The 16,883-nt window shown below is 39.3% G+C and carries 23 protein-coding genes; 7 read left to right on the forward strand and 16 right to left on the reverse strand.

The features are described 5' to 3' along the window. Window positions 1-13 precede the first annotated feature (13 nt). From ACHSBP_RS12525 to ACHSBP_RS12545, 5 genes are all read right to left on the reverse strand, one after another. Window positions 14-2,131 (reverse strand): methyl-accepting chemotaxis protein, encoded by a 2,118-nt coding sequence (locus tag ACHSBP_RS12525; RefSeq protein WP_395389003.1) that lies wholly within the window; start codon window positions 2,129-2,131, stop codon window positions 14-16. A 207-nt stretch (window positions 2,132-2,338) separates the two neighbouring features. Further along, complete coding sequence (locus ACHSBP_RS12530; protein WP_395389004.1) at window positions 2,339-3,352, reverse strand: tetratricopeptide repeat protein; 1,014 nt, start codon at window positions 3,350-3,352, stop codon at window positions 2,339-2,341. A gap of 73 nt (window positions 3,353-3,425) precedes the next feature. Continuing rightward, entirely contained in the window at window positions 3,426-3,902 is a 477-nt protein-coding gene (locus ACHSBP_RS12535; protein ID WP_010558825.1) for a hypothetical protein, read from the reverse strand. Next, the gene (locus ACHSBP_RS12540; RefSeq protein WP_040641345.1) at window positions 3,902-4,588 is read right to left on the reverse strand and encodes a hypothetical protein; all 687 of its coding nucleotides are present in this window, start codon (window positions 4,586-4,588) and stop codon (window positions 3,902-3,904) included. The genes ACHSBP_RS12535 and ACHSBP_RS12540 overlap by 1 nt, the downstream gene beginning before the upstream one ends. 208 nt (window positions 4,589-4,796) lie before the next feature. Further along, window positions 4,797-5,645, reverse strand: a complete 849-nt coding sequence (locus ACHSBP_RS12545; RefSeq protein ID WP_010558823.1) for a LysR family transcriptional regulator — start codon at window positions 5,643-5,645, stop codon at window positions 4,797-4,799. 119 nt (window positions 5,646-5,764) lie between these two features. Here ACHSBP_RS12545 and ACHSBP_RS12550 point away from each other — a divergent pair, with 119 nt between their 5' ends. Then, window positions 5,765-6,460, forward strand: coding sequence for an FMN-dependent NADH-azoreductase (locus ACHSBP_RS12550; RefSeq protein ID WP_010558822.1), 696 nt, complete (start codon window positions 5,765-5,767; stop codon window positions 6,458-6,460). Further along, the gene (locus ACHSBP_RS12555) at window positions 6,444-6,914 is read left to right on the forward strand and encodes a nucleoside deaminase (protein ID WP_395389005.1); all 471 of its coding nucleotides are present in this window, start codon (window positions 6,444-6,446) and stop codon (window positions 6,912-6,914) included. Before ACHSBP_RS12550 ends, ACHSBP_RS12555 begins: the two co-directional genes overlap by 17 nt. A gap of 34 nt (window positions 6,915-6,948) precedes the next feature. Here ACHSBP_RS12555 and ACHSBP_RS12560 read toward each other — a convergent pair whose 3' ends face one another. The 9 genes from ACHSBP_RS12560 to ACHSBP_RS12600 form a co-directional block, all read right to left on the reverse strand. Continuing rightward, a complete protein-coding gene (locus tag ACHSBP_RS12560; protein ID WP_010558820.1) occupies window positions 6,949-7,500 on the reverse strand; it encodes a GNAT family N-acetyltransferase in 552 nt (183 codons plus the stop codon). 47 nt (window positions 7,501-7,547) lie between these two features. Beyond that, window positions 7,548-8,153, reverse strand: a complete 606-nt coding sequence (locus ACHSBP_RS12565; RefSeq protein WP_010558819.1) for a DUF998 domain-containing protein — start codon at window positions 8,151-8,153, stop codon at window positions 7,548-7,550. 66 nt (window positions 8,154-8,219) lie between these two features. Then, the gene (locus ACHSBP_RS12570; protein ID WP_395389007.1) at window positions 8,220-8,558 is read right to left on the reverse strand and encodes a GNAT family N-acetyltransferase; all 339 of its coding nucleotides are present in this window, start codon (window positions 8,556-8,558) and stop codon (window positions 8,220-8,222) included. A 22-nt stretch (window positions 8,559-8,580) separates the two neighbouring features. Then, entirely contained in the window at window positions 8,581-8,850 is a 270-nt protein-coding gene (locus ACHSBP_RS12575; RefSeq protein ID WP_096035309.1) for a hypothetical protein, read from the reverse strand. Window positions 8,851-8,888: 38 nt separating this feature from the next. Continuing rightward, window positions 8,889-9,746, reverse strand: coding sequence for an alpha/beta fold hydrolase (locus ACHSBP_RS12580; RefSeq protein WP_395389008.1), 858 nt, complete (start codon window positions 9,744-9,746; stop codon window positions 8,889-8,891). 55 nt (window positions 9,747-9,801) lie between these two features. After that, window positions 9,802-10,155, reverse strand: coding sequence for a 2OG-Fe(II) oxygenase (locus tag ACHSBP_RS12585; protein ID WP_336436042.1), 354 nt, complete (start codon window positions 10,153-10,155; stop codon window positions 9,802-9,804). Further along, window positions 10,156-10,716, reverse strand: a complete 561-nt coding sequence (locus ACHSBP_RS12590; RefSeq protein ID WP_395389011.1) for a GNAT family N-acetyltransferase — start codon at window positions 10,714-10,716, stop codon at window positions 10,156-10,158. It abuts the gene before it with no gap. Between the two features lie 106 nt (window positions 10,717-10,822). After that, a complete protein-coding gene (locus ACHSBP_RS12595) occupies window positions 10,823-11,137 on the reverse strand; it encodes a hypothetical protein (protein ID WP_105172649.1) in 315 nt (104 codons plus the stop codon). Window positions 11,138-11,324: 187 nt separating this feature from the next. Continuing rightward, the gene (locus ACHSBP_RS12600; RefSeq protein WP_395389012.1) at window positions 11,325-12,119 is read right to left on the reverse strand and encodes a polysaccharide deacetylase family protein; all 795 of its coding nucleotides are present in this window, start codon (window positions 12,117-12,119) and stop codon (window positions 11,325-11,327) included. 253 nt (window positions 12,120-12,372) lie between these two features. On the opposite strand from ACHSBP_RS12600, the gene ACHSBP_RS12605 reads away from it, so the two are divergent. The 5 genes from ACHSBP_RS12605 to ACHSBP_RS12625 all read left to right on the forward strand — a co-directional run bounded on the left by ACHSBP_RS12605 (window position 12,373) and on the right by ACHSBP_RS12625 (window position 15,890). Beyond that, window positions 12,373-13,254: a class II glutamine amidotransferase gene (locus ACHSBP_RS12605; protein WP_395389014.1), complete on the forward strand. Its 882-nt coding sequence runs from the start codon at window positions 12,373-12,375 to the stop codon at window positions 13,252-13,254. Between the two features lie 442 nt (window positions 13,255-13,696). Then, window positions 13,697-13,978, forward strand: coding sequence for a hypothetical protein (locus ACHSBP_RS12610; RefSeq protein WP_010558812.1), 282 nt, complete (start codon window positions 13,697-13,699; stop codon window positions 13,976-13,978). A gap of 155 nt (window positions 13,979-14,133) precedes the next feature. Next, a complete protein-coding gene (locus tag ACHSBP_RS12615; RefSeq protein ID WP_010558811.1) occupies window positions 14,134-14,334 on the forward strand; it encodes a hypothetical protein in 201 nt (66 codons plus the stop codon). A 15-nt stretch (window positions 14,335-14,349) separates the two neighbouring features. Then, window positions 14,350-15,390, forward strand: coding sequence for a cyclin family protein (locus ACHSBP_RS12620; protein WP_096035310.1), 1,041 nt, complete (start codon window positions 14,350-14,352; stop codon window positions 15,388-15,390). Window positions 15,391-15,590: 200 nt separating this feature from the next. Continuing rightward, window positions 15,591-15,890: a hypothetical protein gene (locus ACHSBP_RS12625; protein WP_148665301.1), complete on the forward strand. Its 300-nt coding sequence runs from the start codon at window positions 15,591-15,593 to the stop codon at window positions 15,888-15,890. A gap of 306 nt (window positions 15,891-16,196) precedes the next feature. Here ACHSBP_RS12625 and ACHSBP_RS12630 read toward each other — a convergent pair whose 3' ends face one another. Then, on the reverse strand, window positions 16,197-16,340 hold the full coding sequence (locus tag ACHSBP_RS12630; RefSeq protein WP_158523473.1) for a hypothetical protein: 144 nt from the start codon (window positions 16,338-16,340) through the stop codon (window positions 16,197-16,199). Then, entirely contained in the window at window positions 16,330-16,668 is a 339-nt protein-coding gene (gene maoP, locus ACHSBP_RS12635) for a DUF413 domain-containing protein (protein ID WP_010558808.1), read from the reverse strand. The genes ACHSBP_RS12630 and maoP overlap by 11 nt, the downstream gene beginning before the upstream one ends. Window positions 16,669-16,883: the final 215 nt, after the last annotated feature.

Genomic DNA, 16,883 nt, shown 5'->3' on the forward strand with positions numbered 1-16,883 from the left:
ACACCAAAGCGTGTTAGGTTTTTAGTTGACCCAATTGTTTGTGTTTCTCTTCAACTAAATGTGTTAGTTGTTGCGCCGCTTGTTCAACGGTATCGGCCAGCTGTGACAGTTCTGCTGCGGCATCTGAAATACCCGTCATATTGGCACTTAAATCTTCGGTTACTGCACTTTGCTCTTCCGCGGCTGTAGCGATTTGCGTTACCTCATTTGAAATAAGGGCAAGCTCATCAACCATTTCACCCATTTGCGACGCGGCTTTAGCACAGTGCGCCATCGCATCGCTGGCTTGCGATACTGATTTTTCGATAATTGATTCAGATGTGCCAACCTCACTTTGTAGGTTATCGATCAATTGGCTAATTTCATTGGTTGATTCTTGTGTTTTCGACGCGAGCGAGCGAACCTCATCAGCAACAACCGCAAAGCCTCGACCTTGCTCACCTGCACGCGCAGCTTCAATTGCCGCATTTAATGCTAGCAAGTTGGTTTGTTCTGCAATCGAGCGGATCACATCAAGAATATGCGTAATATCATTGCTGCGCTGAGCAACGGCAACAATTGATTCTTTTGCACTGCTTACATATTCGGTCATGGTTTCAACCGAGTGAGATGCAGCCACAATGCCCTGTTCGCTCTCTTTTACCTTTAAATTGGTATTGTTTGTGGTCATCGCAGCACTTTCTGATGAGCGGGCGACTTCACTGGCGGTCGCACTTAATTCATTAATCGCCGTAACAACACTATCAATTTCCATATGTTGCATATTTACTTTGGCTTTTATTTCCTGCGCAGCCTGTGATGTATTTGCCGATTGACTAAACGAGTTATCCGCCAACTCTTTTAAGCCATCAACCATAGTACGCAGCTTTTGCGTAAACATATTAAAACCAGCCGCCAGAGAAATTAGTTCTTCGTGTTGCGTAACCGTTAAGTTCACGGTTAAATCCCCTTCACTGCTGGCTAAGTTTTCAATGCGCTGTTTTATATCGGTAATTGGCTGGATAATAGTGCGTAAAATGACGATTGAAATCGCAATTGCAATTACCGACACCAAAATACCAATAAACATCATGGTGCGGCCTACTGACGCCGTTGCTTTAGCCTGGCTTTGTGCAAGTGCTACCGCGTTTGCCAATGCGACATTTTTAGGTAATTCTAAAATTAAGCTCCAAGTAGTATTAGCCACTTTGATATTGATTGGCATAGAAAAAACCAAATTCTCACCAATCTCAATGTTATCTTGGCGCTTGCGTATTGCCATAATGTTTGTCGCATCGCCATTGGTCAGTGACTCGCTTAACGGGCGCGCCAGCTTTTTATAGTGACTTGAACCCACAACTAAACCAATATCACTTAAAATAGTCACTTTGGCTTGCCCATTGTAAAGGCTTCGCGAAATGCTTTCGGTAAGTGATTGGAATTTAGGTAAATTAATATCACTGCCTACCAAACCAATAAATTTATTATTGCTGATGATTGGCACTGTCAGTGACGTCATCAGTTCAGATTTGCCGGGCTCAATCTCATAGAGATATGGTTCCATAATACATGGTTTGCGCGTATCCATGGCACACAAGTACCATTCACTTTCTCGAAAACCGAATTCATTTTTTGCCTGTAAGTATTTTTCAGCAGCATCTTCAACTTGGTGTTGCAATAAGCTGCCATCGTTTTCACGTGTAATGTAAATTTCTAGCGTACCGGCTCCTGGCACCGAGTGTGTAAATCCAGTGGTAAATTCACTATCACGTTGATCATAACCATTTGCTTCAAACTGCGCATAAATGGACGAAATATCGGGGTTTTTAGCAAGGGCACCGCGTGTCATTTGATAAACACTATCACGTGATAACGGAGAATTTTCTGCAGTATTGGCCAAGCCACCCGACAAAGTTAATGGAATTTTGTATTCTGTATTGATGTAGCCCGCAATCTCCGTGGCATAAAATTGCGTTTTAGCCATTAATTTATCGTTTATTTCTGCAAGCAATACGTCCTGTACTTTAGCGCTTTGCGTATCATTATTAGTGTTTAATTGAGACCAACTAATAGCAACCAAAGTAATAACCAGTAAAGCCAAAGTTATTGAGATAAACGCTATTAGTTTTGTTTTAATTGAGAGGTGATGCATAGATGTAGCGACTCTTTTGTTTTTATACTCAATTAAATATAGTCAAACATCAGAGAAATAAGAAGTTTTTTGCGCTAAGTGGCGACTATTTGAGCAAACGTATCAACGGCAAAGTTACTGCAATTAACTAATGCGATGTTAAATAACAAAAATACGGTTCAGCTAAATGTTTTTGACGTGTTTAATAGGCTTTGCTATCTGCTGCTTTTAGCTTGTTTTCTGACTAAAGTCGCAACTTTTCACATAAGCAAACCAGGGGGCGTCAAAACGCGATGATTGCACTTTTGGTGCTTCAACTGCAAGCAAAATCCCCATCGGCTGAGCAAGGTATTTTTCAACAACCACTTGCTCGCGATAGTCCACAATATAAGCAAACTTTTGTAACAATTGAGTACGCTCGGCTGCTGACGTTTTTTGCCCTTTTAACTCTAAATAACGAGCATGAACCCAAGCGAGTAACGCATGTGACCGTTCGTTTGGAAATGCCTCTGCTTTTCTTGAAATAGGCGCATACAAACGTTGAAAATTAGTAAGCTGCTCTTGAATTACAAACGTCAGTAGCAGATACATGCCAGTGTTAATATTACCCGCACGTTTATTGATTGAGGTATAGTATTCAAGTGCGTCTCTAAAGCGCTGCTCTGCAACACTAATTTTGCCCTGCTCTAACGCTATTAAACCTAAATTGTGGCTTGTCATCCCCATCATATTTACATTGCGGCTTGCCTTCGCAAGCTTAAACGAGTATTCAAACAGGGATTTAGCGCGTTCTAAGTTGTTAACCTCACGAACTACCAACGCCAAACTGTTGTTTAATATTAATTTTAATCGGTCATTTTTAGCATGCTGATACGAACATTCAAAGCTCAACTGAGCATCTTCCAAATAATTATTTTTTCGCAGCCAAATGCCAAGTGCACTCGTTACTGTGGTGATATTCTCAGTAAAATACGGATGGTTATGATGCTCAAACAAGTCTTCTACCGCCAAATAAAGCTCGTCTAATTTATCTAACGGTAATGCAGCTCGCGCTATCAGTATATTTAAGTCAATTTGTTGTTGTGTTGTTTTCCCAGTAGTTTGCTGTAATTTAGTTAAAATTTCATAACTTTTTGAGGGTTTAACTGTTAAATAATCCTTGGCTTCTTGCAGCTTTTCATCAATGGGATCTGCTCTCAATAACGTTGAAAATGTAATTATCAGCAAAAAAACAAAGCGCACAGTCAAACCCCATTAGGTACTACAAAAATTAAACCCAAGCCTATTTAGGTATAACACATAGCATCAATAAACTTTATAACTCTGGCAAATTATTTTCATAAGGTTTACCAGTAAACTCTGCCATATTTTTACACACGTTTAACGCTAGACCTCGCTCTTTTGGATTTGCAACCGCAACATGAGTACCATCGTTTAAAACCATATAAACACGGTACCTCTGAGTTGCGGCTTGAGCAGTCATTGCTCTAAAGCCCTTTACGTCTGTGAGATGATAAATACGGTCAAAAACGGTGTATAGGTTACTTGCCTTAAGCTGAATGGTTTGTGAGCTTAAATTCATACGGCAAACATAGCCGCCAAACACGCCAAGCCAGCCCAGCCAACAAAAAAAGCCTGATACCCAAATTGGTAATGACCTAACGGAATCAGAACCTAAAACACTTACAATACCAACAAGTAAAATCACTAAACTCAGCAATCGTAACAATAACTTAGCAATACCTGTAACGCGATAAACCGCTTCATCATTAGATAATTTGTTAAAGTACATTAAAGCACACCATACTTAACCAATGCGCCGAGCACGGTAAAAAAGAAAAAGGGCAGTGACAACCTAATGATTGATTTACGATCCCATATTTCAATATACACATCGTTTTTATCATTAAGAGTTTCAGTTTGGTCGAGTGGCGTAATATCAAAAGCCTGCATATTGTCAAAACTAAGCGGTGTTTTGCTAGGCCAATTTGAGATGTTTTCTGTTACAGGCAACTTATAGTGCAAAGAAAAAAACGCCAACAAAGCGTAGGCATCTTGATAGTCATCGAATACGTAGTTTTGCTCTGCCACGGTTATTTGATACGGGCCTTTCGTTCCAAGGCTGGTTAATTCGCATGTCAGCGCACTAAAAGGTGTTATCGCACTTCGTTTTTGAAAAAAATGCCAAAGTGATGTTGATAAATAAACTTGTTGGGTGGCGCTATCAAACTCTAGTAATCGCTTTCGGCCGAATAGCAGCAATGAAATGCCACAAAAGAATATGGCCGAAACGATAAAAGCGAGTCCGCTTGTTTGATGCAATGCAATTGCCATCACCACACTCGCAATACCAGGCACAAGCGCAACCAATGCAAACAATTTGGAGGTCATTTGACGTCTTGATGGCAACGTAGTATTGCCATGTGCCGTTATTTTTAGCAAGCGTCTGACCAATTTGGGCAGAGTGTGATAATCCATTATTTCAACCATTACAATTGAGACTATTGACTCTGAAACTAGTCATGAAGAGAAACAGAGCCAAGCTTAATATCGACAAAGGTTAACACAAACAGTGCATTAACTGGCTAAAAAGTTACTAAGCGCAATTAAACGACCCTACAAAAGCGTACGTTAAATAATTAACTAACGCGCTAATAACCAAAAATGGCAGCGTAAAAGTAATTTGTTATGCCGAGATCAGGTTACTTAACCACTCACAAAACAAGCGAGCGGGAAGCGTCGCCAACGCGCTTTTATTAGGAATGTAATAACAGAGATCAGACGCAACAGGCAAAGTAGTTAGCTCACACAATTCTCCGCGTGCCACATAACTTTTGGCTAATGTTTGTGAGCAAAACACGTACCCGCCATGAGCAATGGCCTGTTGCAAAGCAAAAAGCTCTTGATCGTACTGGGTTAAGGCTAACGCTTGCGTTATGCCATTTTGGTTACACCACTCAGTTAATGGCACAGGCGGCAAATCGGGATTTTTCCATTTACAGGTATAAATATGACTTAACGACGCTAAGTTGTTTTGCTCGCCTGCCGATTTTGCGCGATACATATTAAATACATCGCACTGCAAAATATCTTGGCTATTCACCATGCGTTTATCGCCTAAACGAATAGCCACAGCATATTGATTATACTCAACGCTCTCTCCCGTTGAAATCGCAACCTCAATATCACCATGCTTTGCGTTAAACTCTGCGAGCGACGGTAACAACACCGAGGCAGCAAATGACGATGTCGTGTTCACATTAACCAACTTACCAATATGCGTGATTTCATCTAACGCCTGTGCAATTGTTTGAAAACCGGAATTGGTTGCTTGTGCTAAGCGTTTTCCTAATTCGGTCAATTCTATTTTCCGCGTTTTACGCACAAATAATTGGGTATTTAAACGCGCTTCTAGCTTACTTACATGATGCGAAATTGCAGTTGGCGTTAATGCAAGCTCACTTGCTGCTAGTTTAAAACTGCCATGACGCGCCGCCGCATCAAATGCTTTTAACGCTTGTAACGATACTTGCAACGCCTAATTCCACCCTTTCTATAAATAAGTTTTACTCACCTATAAATGATATCAAATCGTTTGTCCAAAGCCACCTAGAAACGCATTATTCAACACACATTTTTAATAAAGGAAACATCATGACCACAATACTACACATAGATTCAAGCGTTAGAGCGATAGATAACGATAATCCCGCACACAACTCACTGTCTAAAAACATTGCTAAAACATTTTTAGACAGCTGGCGAGAAAGCAATCAGATAGATGAATATATTTACCGTGATGTAGGTGTAAATCCACCTCATTTTATTTCCCAAGATTGGATTGGCGCCGTGTTTACGCCAAGTGACAAAAGAAGTGCAGCGCAACACCAACAATTACAACTGTCAGATACCCTAATTGATGAACTAACGCGCGCCGATATCATTTTAATGTCAACACCTATGTACAATTACGGCATGCCAGCACAGTTAAAAGCATGGTTCGACCAAATCATTCGCATCAATAAAACGTTTGATTTTGATTTAGCCCGTGGCGATCAACCTCTAAGACCTTTACTTAGTGGAAAAACCTTAGTACTGATCACCTCGTGTGGCGAGTTTGGTTTTGGTAAAGGCGAAGTAAACGAAGCGCACTCACATCTCACACCACATATTCAAACCTTATCGAAATATTTAGGGGTACAAGCAATGTTTGAAATTGCCTCTGAGTATCAAGAATTCAATGATAAAAGACACCAAGATTCTGTTGCTAAAGCGCATCACGATGCAGCCAAATTGGCAAAGACTCTAAGCACGCAACGACAGGAAATACAGCATGCCAGCGCAGTTTAATCAAAATCACATAAGTGCCATAATTTCGCTCGCAGAGAAAAACGTGGCACAAGCTGGATTACCTTTTTCTGCCATGATTCTTGATGACAAAGGTGAAATATTAAGTACCGGTGTGAATCAAGAATCACAATGTCACGACTGCACGGCTCACGCGGAAATTCAAGCCATTCGAGCCGCAACGAAAAAATGTCGCCGCTTGAGTCTTGAGGGCAGCATATTAATTGCCTCGGGTGAACCATGCGCCCTTTGTTATATGGCTATGTATGTGGCGAAAATATCGCATATCGTGATTTTAACCGACCGATATCAAGCAAGCGCCTATGGGTTTAACTATCTCGCGAGTTACGACAACATCAATGCACAATTACTCGATAATTTTTCCATAACCTACTTGCAAAACAGTGATGCAATAAGTCCATTCGAGCTATATCGAAAGACACTAAATCAAGGTTAAAAAAGGCGCATTAAGCGCCTTTTTTAAGTTATGTTTATGAGTACGATTTATCCTTGGCAAGTAAGCCATACATCGCTGAGTCTGAAATTACCCCATTAATTTCCCAACGCTGTCTTAACAAGCCTTCTTGCACAAAGCCTAAACGCGTTAGCGCTTTTGCTGATGCATTGTTGTCAGGGTCAATTTCAGCTTCAATTCTCCTTAAATTCAACTTATTGAAAGCATAATCAATCAGCGCATTTGCAGCTTCTGCTACTATGCCTTTTCCCCAAAAGTCACGACTTATACCGAAACCTATTTCTGCGCGTTTAGATTCGTTGTCGATACTAAATAGCATGATCTTACCAATCAATGTATTGCTGTCTTTCAAAAAAACACCTAACGTTAATGAACTGTTTTCACTCATTGCTCGTGTGCTACTGGTTATAAATTCATGTGCCTGAGACACCTCTCGCCAAGCTTCGGTGTTCCAGTATTTCATAACAATCGGGTCGGAAAAAATAGTAAATAGTGAGTTGGCATCGTCATCTGACAATGCTTTTAATATTAAGCGTTCGGTTTCAATTTTAATCTTGTTCAATAGCATTACATCCTTTCTAATTTCCATAAAGTTAAGGGGAAAACAATCACGTTCTAGGCTAAAACCAACGACAACCCAGTTAACCAAATTAATTGTGCACCATAAGATAAACGCTGATGAATGCCGGGGTTTGTTTGCTGATTAATTGCACGCGTCATAGTCAGCAAAAATACAACAGCCGCGACCACCATAATCCAAGAAAACACCTTAAAATGCTGCGAAATGACATCACTGGTTGGGCTAAGTGCCACCAGTATTGGCGCCACAAGTAACGACAACAACATCACAATGCCTGCAACTGTGTGTATTTTGCAGTTAAACGAAGGATTTTCAGTAAAAGGGTCAGCATCCATCGGGAAATAACCCGCAACCCAAGTCGCGAGGCCATGTGCAATAACACACCAGCCAGCACCCGTGACTAGCAAAGATACGTTTGGTAACTGGATTAAATACCAGCCAAAAAAGCAAAAAAGTAAACCCAATGGGTAATTATTGATACGGGGTGACAATTTTTCTGTTGGACAACCCGCAGCACCAAGCTCACTGCAGAACTGCTTAGCATGGTTGTAACCCGCATAATATCGCCCAGCAATAAACACACCTAACACAATCCAGACCGTTGCAATAAGCCCTGAATAAACTGCCACTTTTTCAAACATAAACCACCTTCCTGTGTTATTTCAGTTCCATTTATTTACACTTTCTAATGTCGTTTTTAAAAAGCGTTATTTGCTATGCGTATTTTGCCAAACCATTGGCACAAAACGAATTCCATTTACACTCATTTGAGAGCCTGTTGCCACAAAACCTTGAGACTCATAAAAAGAAACCGCATTTAACGATGCTTTTAAACTTACTTCGTCTGCGTGTGACGTTGCCATTAGCCGTGCAAGTAATGCTTTACCTACGCCCGTTGCCTGATACTGATTATCGACAAACAAGTGCGTTATACCAATTCTGTTAAGTATGAGATCAGGGATAGCGCTGGATAAATGAAATGATAACAAGGCGGAATTTTTCTTATGTAGTTGTTCTACATTGATAAATTCTAACGCATTTAGCATGATATTTAGTCCGCTAGGATGATCAGCTACTTAAGTGAATTGGTATTATGTAATTGCCCTCTCGCATTGCAGCAAAACCAATAAGCTTATTGTAAATCGACGCTTTAACGCTTTGATACTCACTGCGATTGAGCACAGTATTAATGTCTGATTGAATGCTAGCAACATACGCGTTTTGCCCGTTGGATTCTAAATACGGCAAAATCGATTGTTGTGATACATCAAGCACTAATGTCGCCAGACTACTGGCATCACTCTGTGTTGCTGTTTCAAATGTTATTTTCTTAAACACGACTCATCCCTTTTGTGTTTAACCGCATAAAACAATAATTACTCAAGTAGCTGCTTAATACTTTTGACTACAAGGTCGGCATCGGCGATATGAAGATGATGCTTGTTTGACTTTGAATACACGATTGCGCTTTGACTCGAAAGCCTCAAAAAATCGTGTTCAGCGCCTGCGTAAAGCGTATCCATTTTTAGCGCAATTTCATCTGGTACAAAGGGCGGATCGTAGCGTTCATCCGATGCCTTAGCGCGTAACACGATAATCGGTTTATTTGCAAAACCGTCTGACTTAACCAGCGATTGATAGCTTGCGATATGGTCGACATTTTCCGGCACTTTTTTATACATTGGATCACGCACACTTTGCTCAAATTGATAGTAACGCGCTAAGTTTTCATCGTCTGTTTTAAAATTTTTCGGCCAGCGTGTTGCCATTGTATAAAAGTATCCAAATGGCGGAGGGTCGATAAATACCGCGCCTTTCACCTTGTCTGCATACTGGTTATTAAACGCTGTGATAATGTAAGAGGCGTAGGAGCCACCAGCAAAATAGTATGGTGGTTTAACATTGGCATTGTGCAGCAGCGCGTTAAGGCGTGTTGCCATATCAGTAACAGTAAACGGTACTGGGCCTTTTTCACTTTTACCTAACCCTGCACGGTCGTACAAACAAATACTAAAATCGCTGTGTAAACGTTTTACATTGTCGAGCCAAACACCATCAGAGCCTGAACAACCAAAACCTTGTTCAATTATGAGTGTCGGTTTATCGTTTTCATAACAGGTCAAATACAGCTTAAATCCACCAACATCAAATAATCCGGATTTTGTTGGTTTCAGCTCTTGCGCAATTGCAGTAACACTCATCACAAGTGCACATAACCCAGCAATAATCTTCATGTAAGTTCCCTAAATAACATGTTTTAGTATATTTTTTATTAGGCTCACGTGAGCACTACGTATTTCTTATCCAACCAATACTTAATATGTAACGATTACCTTTAATTACTTTAGAAACTCGATGTTCACATGCATCGGGGCGGAAAAATTTAATACGCTCACTGTCGTAAATCGGTGATGCACATATAAACTCACCACCTTGTTGTGCTTTTTTAAGCACGATATTCAATCGATAATGTTTGCCCGACGCAACGTTATCGGTATGCGCGGGTATTTCACTGCCGGTTGGGAATTTCAGTAGGTAAACATCAAATTTAATTGGCCACACGGCCCCACATAACAGCATTTTATCGTAGCCACTATTTTGACGCCCACGTTGCCAACGAAAAAGCCGTGTTGTAAACGGCATTTAACAACCAACCTTGCTGCTAACTAGGGACGATTTTGCCTGTAACGCCTGCTGATTTAATTCGCTAAGGCGCAAACTAAACTCAGTGCACGCCAAACTTTGTCCGTTCAAGCGTAAAAAATCGGGTTGCGTACTTGCAGCTTGAAAAGCAAACTTGTGCAATACGCGCTCTGACGCGGGATTATTATTGAGTACCTGTGCACGCAGTGTTGTTAAACTAAATTGCTGCGCAGCAACCTTAATTAGCTGCGCTACACATAAACTGGCGATACCTTGCGAGGTCATGTTTTTTGCTACGCGATAACCAATGTATGCTGTGTCACCTGTTATATCTTTTAAATTTGCGCGCGCCACAATTGCGTCGTTTTGTATCAATACCGTAGAATAACCGCTTTTCGAACGCATTGTTGCGTCAAGCACAGCAATATGTTTTGAAACGCCAACATTGGAATAAAAATCGGCATCTCTTGGTGCAATAAATGATTCAAACCACGCTTTATTTTCTAGTTCAAAGTCGAGTAACTGCTTACTATGACTGCTATTAAGGGTTTCAAATTTCATAAATCACCTTACTACCGCGCATCTGCTGCCTTATTGCACTTTGTTATGGCAATGCTCACAGCAGCAAAACAATTGTTATTTGAAAAATGATTTTTTACTCAACGAATTATTTGCTGCTTTCGATGGTTAAATACTTGTTTTTACCGAATGAAATGTAATACCAAGCGAAAAACATTGCTTCAATAATATTGTTAGCAAATGTGTTTTTAACAGTGATTTTTGTGCCACTTAATTCACTCACTTTCACCTCAGCACTGCTACACCAATCGATTTTTGCTTGAATAACGTGGGTATTCGCAGGCAGCGACACGGTTTGAGTTTTACCCCGTTTAATCACAGCAACTTGTTTACCATCGGCAAACAGTTTGTAATCTCGCGCCATATCTTGGAACTGTTTAGGTCGGAAAACTTCAATATCCATATTTATCCTTGTCTCACTAAAAACTACAGGTCATTAGCAAAAAAGCTTAGAGTAATTACCTAAAGACCTCTTTTTACTAATTTTTTTAGAATTTTAACAAGACAAAAACGTATTTACTATCGATTAAAAAAGGTTACGTTATGCGCTTGAAAAGAGGACTCAAGCGCTATTAGGTTTAAAGTAACAATTACCGAGTACGTTTTTGCTGAATATACTGATTTACCTCAGCAACAGGTGCTAACCAAAAGCCGTTTTTAGGATCTTTTAAATATACGATTAACTGATCTAATGCCTTGCTATCGATAGTGTAAAGCGCTCTATCACCAACTTCGTGACCGGCAAGTACTATCCACGCATCATCAAATCTAGCTCGCTCGATAATCGCCTTTATTTCTTCAAACGATTTATTATCAATATCAAACGCGCGGATTTGTGCTGTGTCATAATAATGCGGGTCATTTGCCGTTTCATCATTCCACGTTCTGCCATATTCAAATGACTTAGCGATCAGCGGCACATAGCTTTTTACCGATTCACCGCGGCCCACAAATTTATGACCACACGGATAGGCATAACCCACAGGCGCCACACCTGTAATTTGCTCAATTTGCTGTTGCGCTGTTTGAATATCTTTTTCGATAAATGGCAAATCGACTTGTTCTAGCCCTTTGTTCTTTTCCCGTAACCAGCGAAAATTGCCCGTACATAAATGGCTAGCACTGTGATTCGCAATTTCATGCCCCGCTTTAGCGGCGGCTTGCCACTTGGCTTCTTTGCCTTTCATTTGCACTGGCATCAAGTAAAACGTACCTTTAACGTTATGTTTATCTAAAATTGGCAGCCCAATATCAGCTTGGGAACGGCGCGCATCGTCAAAGCTCAAACTAACCGCATGTTGCGCGTTATTGGGGTAAAAATCGCCAGCAACTGAAGCGAAACTCGATAACGTTAAACAAATTGCAAAGGAAGAAATAAATCGCATAAAACACACTATAAAAAGAATAAGTTAGACACAAACTAACCAGCCATTTTAGGAAATACAAGTGAAAAAAATTTGTATAAACTGAGTTTTAAACACCATATTTTAATGCCCTTAAACACCGTAAAAATAATCTTTTGGCCTTTTCCCTTCACGTTTACTGTAAATAACAGATAATCAGTGGTTAACCGTGCATATTTTTGTATGAAATTTTTAAAAATCGCCTATAGTGTAAAAAATTTTTTTGGATAAATTTATGTGTCGTTTTATTGCGTATAAAGGTGAAGAAGTCACTTTAAACGATATTGTTATTTCGCCAACGAATTCGCTTATTGAACAAAGTAAAGATGCGAAAAAGCGCAAAAAGCCGCTCAATGGCGATGGATTTGGCTTAAGTTGGTACCCAACTCACAACGATCCTTTTCCCGCGCGATTTGTCAGCATTGAGCCTGCGTGGAGCAATCAAAACTTGCAACAAATTGCGAGCAAAGTGCGCAGCCAGTGCTTTTTTGCCCATGTTCGTGACGCATCTGTTGGTATGCCTGTCTCGCAAGCAAATTGCCACCCATTCAATTATCAAAAATACACATTTATGCATAATGGCCGCCTCGACCAATTCGCAAAATTTAGGCGCAATTTACTTAATCAATTATCAAATCGCGCGTTTGATTTAGTGAAAGGAAACACCGATTCTGAGTGCATTTTTGCCCTCTTTCTCGACACCATTGAATTTGCTGATAATTTGTCGACAGATGATCTCACTCAGGCGCTATATCGTGTCATTGAGAAAATTATTCAAATAAGACGCGAAGCAGATGCAAACACCAATGCATTTATTAACTTAGCAGTGAGTGATGGCACATCTATGGTCGCCACGCGTTTTGCAACCGACCGCGAAAGCCAACCCGCTTCATTGTTTTATAGTCAAGGTAAATTGGAAATTGCAGCAGGCAAAGACTTTAGTTTAAACGGAAATTCAGCGCAAAATACGGTAATCATTAGCTCAGAGCCTTTAACGAGTGAACCGCTTACAAGTGAAAAAAGCGATTGGATTAAAGTAGCACGTAACCACGCGGTGATTGTTGACGCACGCAATCAGGTTGTCACCCAAGCAATCCCAATCGATTACCAAACATAGTTAAGTAACTACTGAGATAGCTGTAGTAATTTATAGCTATCTCGTGAGTTTATTGATATCTAAGTCAAAAAGTAGCGATAAGCGAAATTTAATAATTAATAAAACAACTTCACTTAAGACATTCGGTTTATCATTCAAAATTGATTAGGGTTTGATATAAACAAAAAGGAAGCTTAGCGGCAGCGTTCTAGGTCAGAATTGAACGATTAGCGGTCTTTCAAAATTACTTTTCTATTTTGTCAAACTATGTTGCTTGCATAGTCAGAAGCACGGCCCAATCGCTCGTTTTTGTCCTGAGATAAAAGCTATAACCACTGCATTTTGTTAGTATTGGCAAATAGTTAAGAAGTTTGTTACAAATGAGTCATTCAGAAATACGCGCGACGCTGTGGTAGAAAAACGCGCGATTCGCTCGCTATAAACATGTTAGGTGCACTTGGAAATGCGGAGTTTAGTTTTAATTTTTGTACTTTTATCAGGGTGCGCAACAAAACCAAATGGCTGTAGTTTCGATCTGAAAGCTTGGGAAAAACCACTTGAGTTACCAGCTTTGTTAAACACAGATTTTAAAGCAGACATTAAAAATTGGCACAAAGCTGATAATGGTGATTTATTCTACTGTAAAAGTTATATCGCAGAAGGTATTTGTGGTGCGGAGTTTGAAATTCATTTTAAACAGCAAAACGGTACATATAAGTCCGAGGAAATAACGTGTATGCAATAGCGCACCTAACAAGTTAATCAAACAATGGACGCAAAACAGCAGGCTTGCGCTCATTCTTCGCTTAGTTTAGCCTGCTATTTTTCGACGTTTATTAAGGCGTTAGGTTTTCATAAGGTTTATCACTTAACTTCAAAGTAAAGATGAGGGAATATTATATGTCTAAGATCACAGTTGGCGAATTAATCAAAGAGTTAGAATTGTTCAATAAAAATGATACTGTTTGTTTTGGTCCAAAAGGACACTTTAGTTTTTATCGCACAAAAGACCGTGGAGGTGATGTTCAAATAGAGTTCAACGAATCTCCAGATATTGAGTATGCGTTGTTGCCTAATCACCCATTAAAGAATACAACCTAACAAGCGCCTTAAAAAATGGACGCAAAACGCTTGGCTTGCGCTCATTCTTCGCTAATTTTAGCCAGGCATTTTCCGTCTCTTAGGCGGGCGTTAGAGCTTTCTGGAGCATGGATGCGTTGCCAATATAAATTTAAATTAAATGGTCAAGTTAAACCGAATCAAAACACAGATTTTGAAATAGATGATTATCGGTTCGAGTTTGTTTTAAAAGATAACCTAATTGACTATATAGTTGTTTCGTTTCCTGTTTCACACCATGACATTCCTCAAGTTAAGGAAAGTGAAATACCCGGTGTAAATTTCAGCATAAACATAGTTCATCCTAGATGGGAAGAATTAGAAACAATCATGCGCCAAATAGAAGGTATGTGGAGCTTATGGGGTGTAGAATCAATAGATATTTCAGGGCATGAAATAGAGTGGATTCCTGAAAATGAATTGGAAAAAGAGCTAATTCAATTAAATAACTTCCAAGCCGGTAGGCACAAATTTACTCCTGATGAAATTGAACCAATAGGATTTGATTTGTTAGTTAGACCAATAATAACCGCCGTTAAAGATAAAAATCACGATGTAGTTTTATCCTTCTACAGAAGAGGAACAAACGACATTAAGCGAGAAGAATATATCGAAGCATTTTATGATTTTTACTTCATGCTTGAATCGCATTACGGTAATGGAAAAACTAAGAACACAGCTATTGAACGAGAAATGGTTTCCTCCTCAAAACTAGAGGTATTTATAAATAAAATACTTAGAGACCCTAAATATGTTTACTCTTTACCGTCGGAACTAAGGGCTAAGTACATTGCAGAGTACTCTTTGACATCATCAGAATTCATAAAAAAGATTGTCAAACTTCGCGGCTTTCTTCATCACCACAATACGAAACGTAAAGACGGATGGGATCCAGGTAAGCAAAGCGCATATAAATTGGAAGCCTTTATACTTCAAAATATTTGTATTAATGTGGCTATGGACATATTAAACAATAGTGTTTTTTCTGACCGTATAGTTAATGAATACAAAAACTTGTTTAGCAATAAAAAGCTCTAACAAGTCGTTAAAGTAGGACAAAAACAGTTGGCTTTTGCTCCTTCGTCGCTAATTTTAGCCAACAATTTTATTGCCTCTTAACGCGGCGTTACGACTGTCCGCTTTTGGCACAAAGCGGAAGTAACCCTCTGAATTTAATTATGTATCCGACAGTAATGAGCCAATAACGGTTGTTGATAAAACTATTATGAGCATACAAAATGCAAAGCAGAACCCCATTTTTAAAGGAGAATAGATTGGGATTAAAAGTAAATATGTATTCAGCCAAAACAACGAGCTCTTCATATACTTTAGATATCGAAACTCTTTCTATTGAGTTTGCAATTGGCACTATTTGTACTGTAATTGCTATTGCGGGTTATCAATCACAATTATTATTAATTTTTATCCCATTTCTTATTATTGCAATTGCCTGTTTTTCTCTAATTTTAAACAACATACATCAGTATTTTTCAGATAAGAAAAACTGCCAAGGTTCATCTACTAAAAAGTCAGATTAACTGATTTCACAAAGTCTATTGTATGGGGATAATTACCACAAACTTTGAGAGGTAACATTCGTTAGCTGTAGAAAGTTATTTTTGCAATTAATGGGGGAGATGTTGATTTTTTCTCTCACGACCGAATTTGACACCTTTGCGTCTGCCATTCTTGATTTAGTTAGGTTAGATAAATAACACGAAGCTAAGGACTTGCTAGAGTAAATAACTGGGCTTTTACATACCATTAGGGCTAGTTTTTCCTATTTGAACTATCATCAAAATTAAACAAGCCCTATGGTTTTTGTGTAGATAAAGGCGTGAGTGCTACTCGTCACTCCAGTCATCATCGTCATCAAATTTTTTGCGTTTAGATTTGTGACTTAATTTAGCTTTCGGTTTTTCCTTTTTTGCTTTCTTGTGTGCTTTATTCTTCTCAAGATAACTACCTTGATTTTGCTCATGCTTCATCGAAACTCTCATACGACCGTGTTACTTCATTGCGAGAACTATTTGCACTCGCTCTGTGGCTCACTTTATATAGCGCTTTTAAGTACTTGCGCCATAAGCGCACCTCGTATAACCCAGACTCAGCATCCACATTGATGTTATCAACAAAGTTTTGCTCCGCCTCGTTACTCGGTGCCAATTCGCCACAATACAAGCCGTTTAACGTATAGCCATAATTAATTAAAAAATTTGCCTCAGGAATAGTGAAAAAGCCAGCCCTATCGATGCCACCAGGAAAGTGTTCATCGTCATAAAATTTTCGACCACCTAATCTAATTTCAGCTGCCATATTTTTAATCTCAACATGTTATTAAATTAAACCTTGCCCGCATCAACTATTGATGCGCTCGCAAGTGAAAAATAGTTAAATTTTTCAAAGAAGAAAATCAAAAAATTATTATCGTGAAGATAAAAATTTGTAGTTAATAAAGGTTTGAAATGAATGGAAAGAATTTTCATTCTGAACGTTTAGTCACGTTTTAAGTGTGCATTTTATTTTATGAG

The sequence above is a fragment of the Pseudoalteromonas sp. XMcav1-K genome (genome assembly GCF_044005875.1).
Taxonomy (GTDB): Bacteria; Pseudomonadota; Gammaproteobacteria; order Enterobacterales; family Alteromonadaceae; genus Pseudoalteromonas; species Pseudoalteromonas spongiae.

Coding starts and splice junctions, on each gene's coding strand:
- ACHSBP_RS12525 (WP_395389003.1), bottom strand. CDS start 2,131: ATGCATCACCTCTCAATTAAAACAAAACTAATAGCGTTTATCTCAATA.
- ACHSBP_RS12535 (WP_010558825.1), bottom strand. CDS start 3,902: ATGTACTTTAACAAATTATCTAATGATGAAGCGGTTTATCGCGTTACA.
- ACHSBP_RS12540 (WP_040641345.1), bottom strand. CDS start 4,588: ATGGATTATCACACTCTGCCCAAATTGGTCAGACGCTTGCTAAAAATA.
- ACHSBP_RS12550 (WP_010558822.1), top strand. CDS start 5,765: ATGACCACAATACTACACATAGATTCAAGCGTTAGAGCGATAGATAAC.
- ACHSBP_RS12555 (WP_395389005.1), top strand. CDS start 6,444: ATGCCAGCGCAGTTTAATCAAAATCACATAAGTGCCATAATTTCGCTC.
- ACHSBP_RS12560 (WP_010558820.1), bottom strand. CDS start 7,500: ATGCTATTGAACAAGATTAAAATTGAAACCGAACGCTTAATATTAAAA.
- ACHSBP_RS12565 (WP_010558819.1), bottom strand. CDS start 8,153: ATGTTTGAAAAAGTGGCAGTTTATTCAGGGCTTATTGCAACGGTCTGG.
- ACHSBP_RS12570 (WP_395389007.1), bottom strand. CDS start 8,558: ATGCTAAATGCGTTAGAATTTATCAATGTAGAACAACTACATAAGAAA.
- ACHSBP_RS12580 (WP_395389008.1), bottom strand. CDS start 9,746: ATGAAGATTATTGCTGGGTTATGTGCACTTGTGATGAGTGTTACTGCA.
- ACHSBP_RS12585 (WP_336436042.1), bottom strand. CDS start 10,155: ATGCCGTTTACAACACGGCTTTTTCGTTGGCAACGTGGGCGTCAAAAT.
- ACHSBP_RS12590 (WP_395389011.1), bottom strand. CDS start 10,716: ATGAAATTTGAAACCCTTAATAGCAGTCATAGTAAGCAGTTACTCGAC.
- ACHSBP_RS12595 (WP_105172649.1), bottom strand. CDS start 11,137: ATGGATATTGAAGTTTTCCGACCTAAACAGTTCCAAGATATGGCGCGA.
- ACHSBP_RS12600 (WP_395389012.1), bottom strand. CDS start 12,119: ATGCGATTTATTTCTTCCTTTGCAATTTGTTTAACGTTATCGAGTTTC.
- ACHSBP_RS12605 (WP_395389014.1), top strand. CDS start 12,373: ATGTGTCGTTTTATTGCGTATAAAGGTGAAGAAGTCACTTTAAACGAT.
- ACHSBP_RS12610 (WP_010558812.1), top strand. CDS start 13,697: ATGCGGAGTTTAGTTTTAATTTTTGTACTTTTATCAGGGTGCGCAACA.
- ACHSBP_RS12615 (WP_010558811.1), top strand. CDS start 14,134: ATGTCTAAGATCACAGTTGGCGAATTAATCAAAGAGTTAGAATTGTTC.
- ACHSBP_RS12620 (WP_096035310.1), top strand. CDS start 14,350: ATGGACGCAAAACGCTTGGCTTGCGCTCATTCTTCGCTAATTTTAGCC.
- ACHSBP_RS12625 (WP_148665301.1), top strand. CDS start 15,591: ATGCAAAGCAGAACCCCATTTTTAAAGGAGAATAGATTGGGATTAAAA.
- ACHSBP_RS12630 (WP_158523473.1), bottom strand. CDS start 16,340: ATGAAGCATGAGCAAAATCAAGGTAGTTATCTTGAGAAGAATAAAGCA.
- maoP (WP_010558808.1), bottom strand. CDS start 16,668: ATGGCAGCTGAAATTAGATTAGGTGGTCGAAAATTTTATGACGATGAA.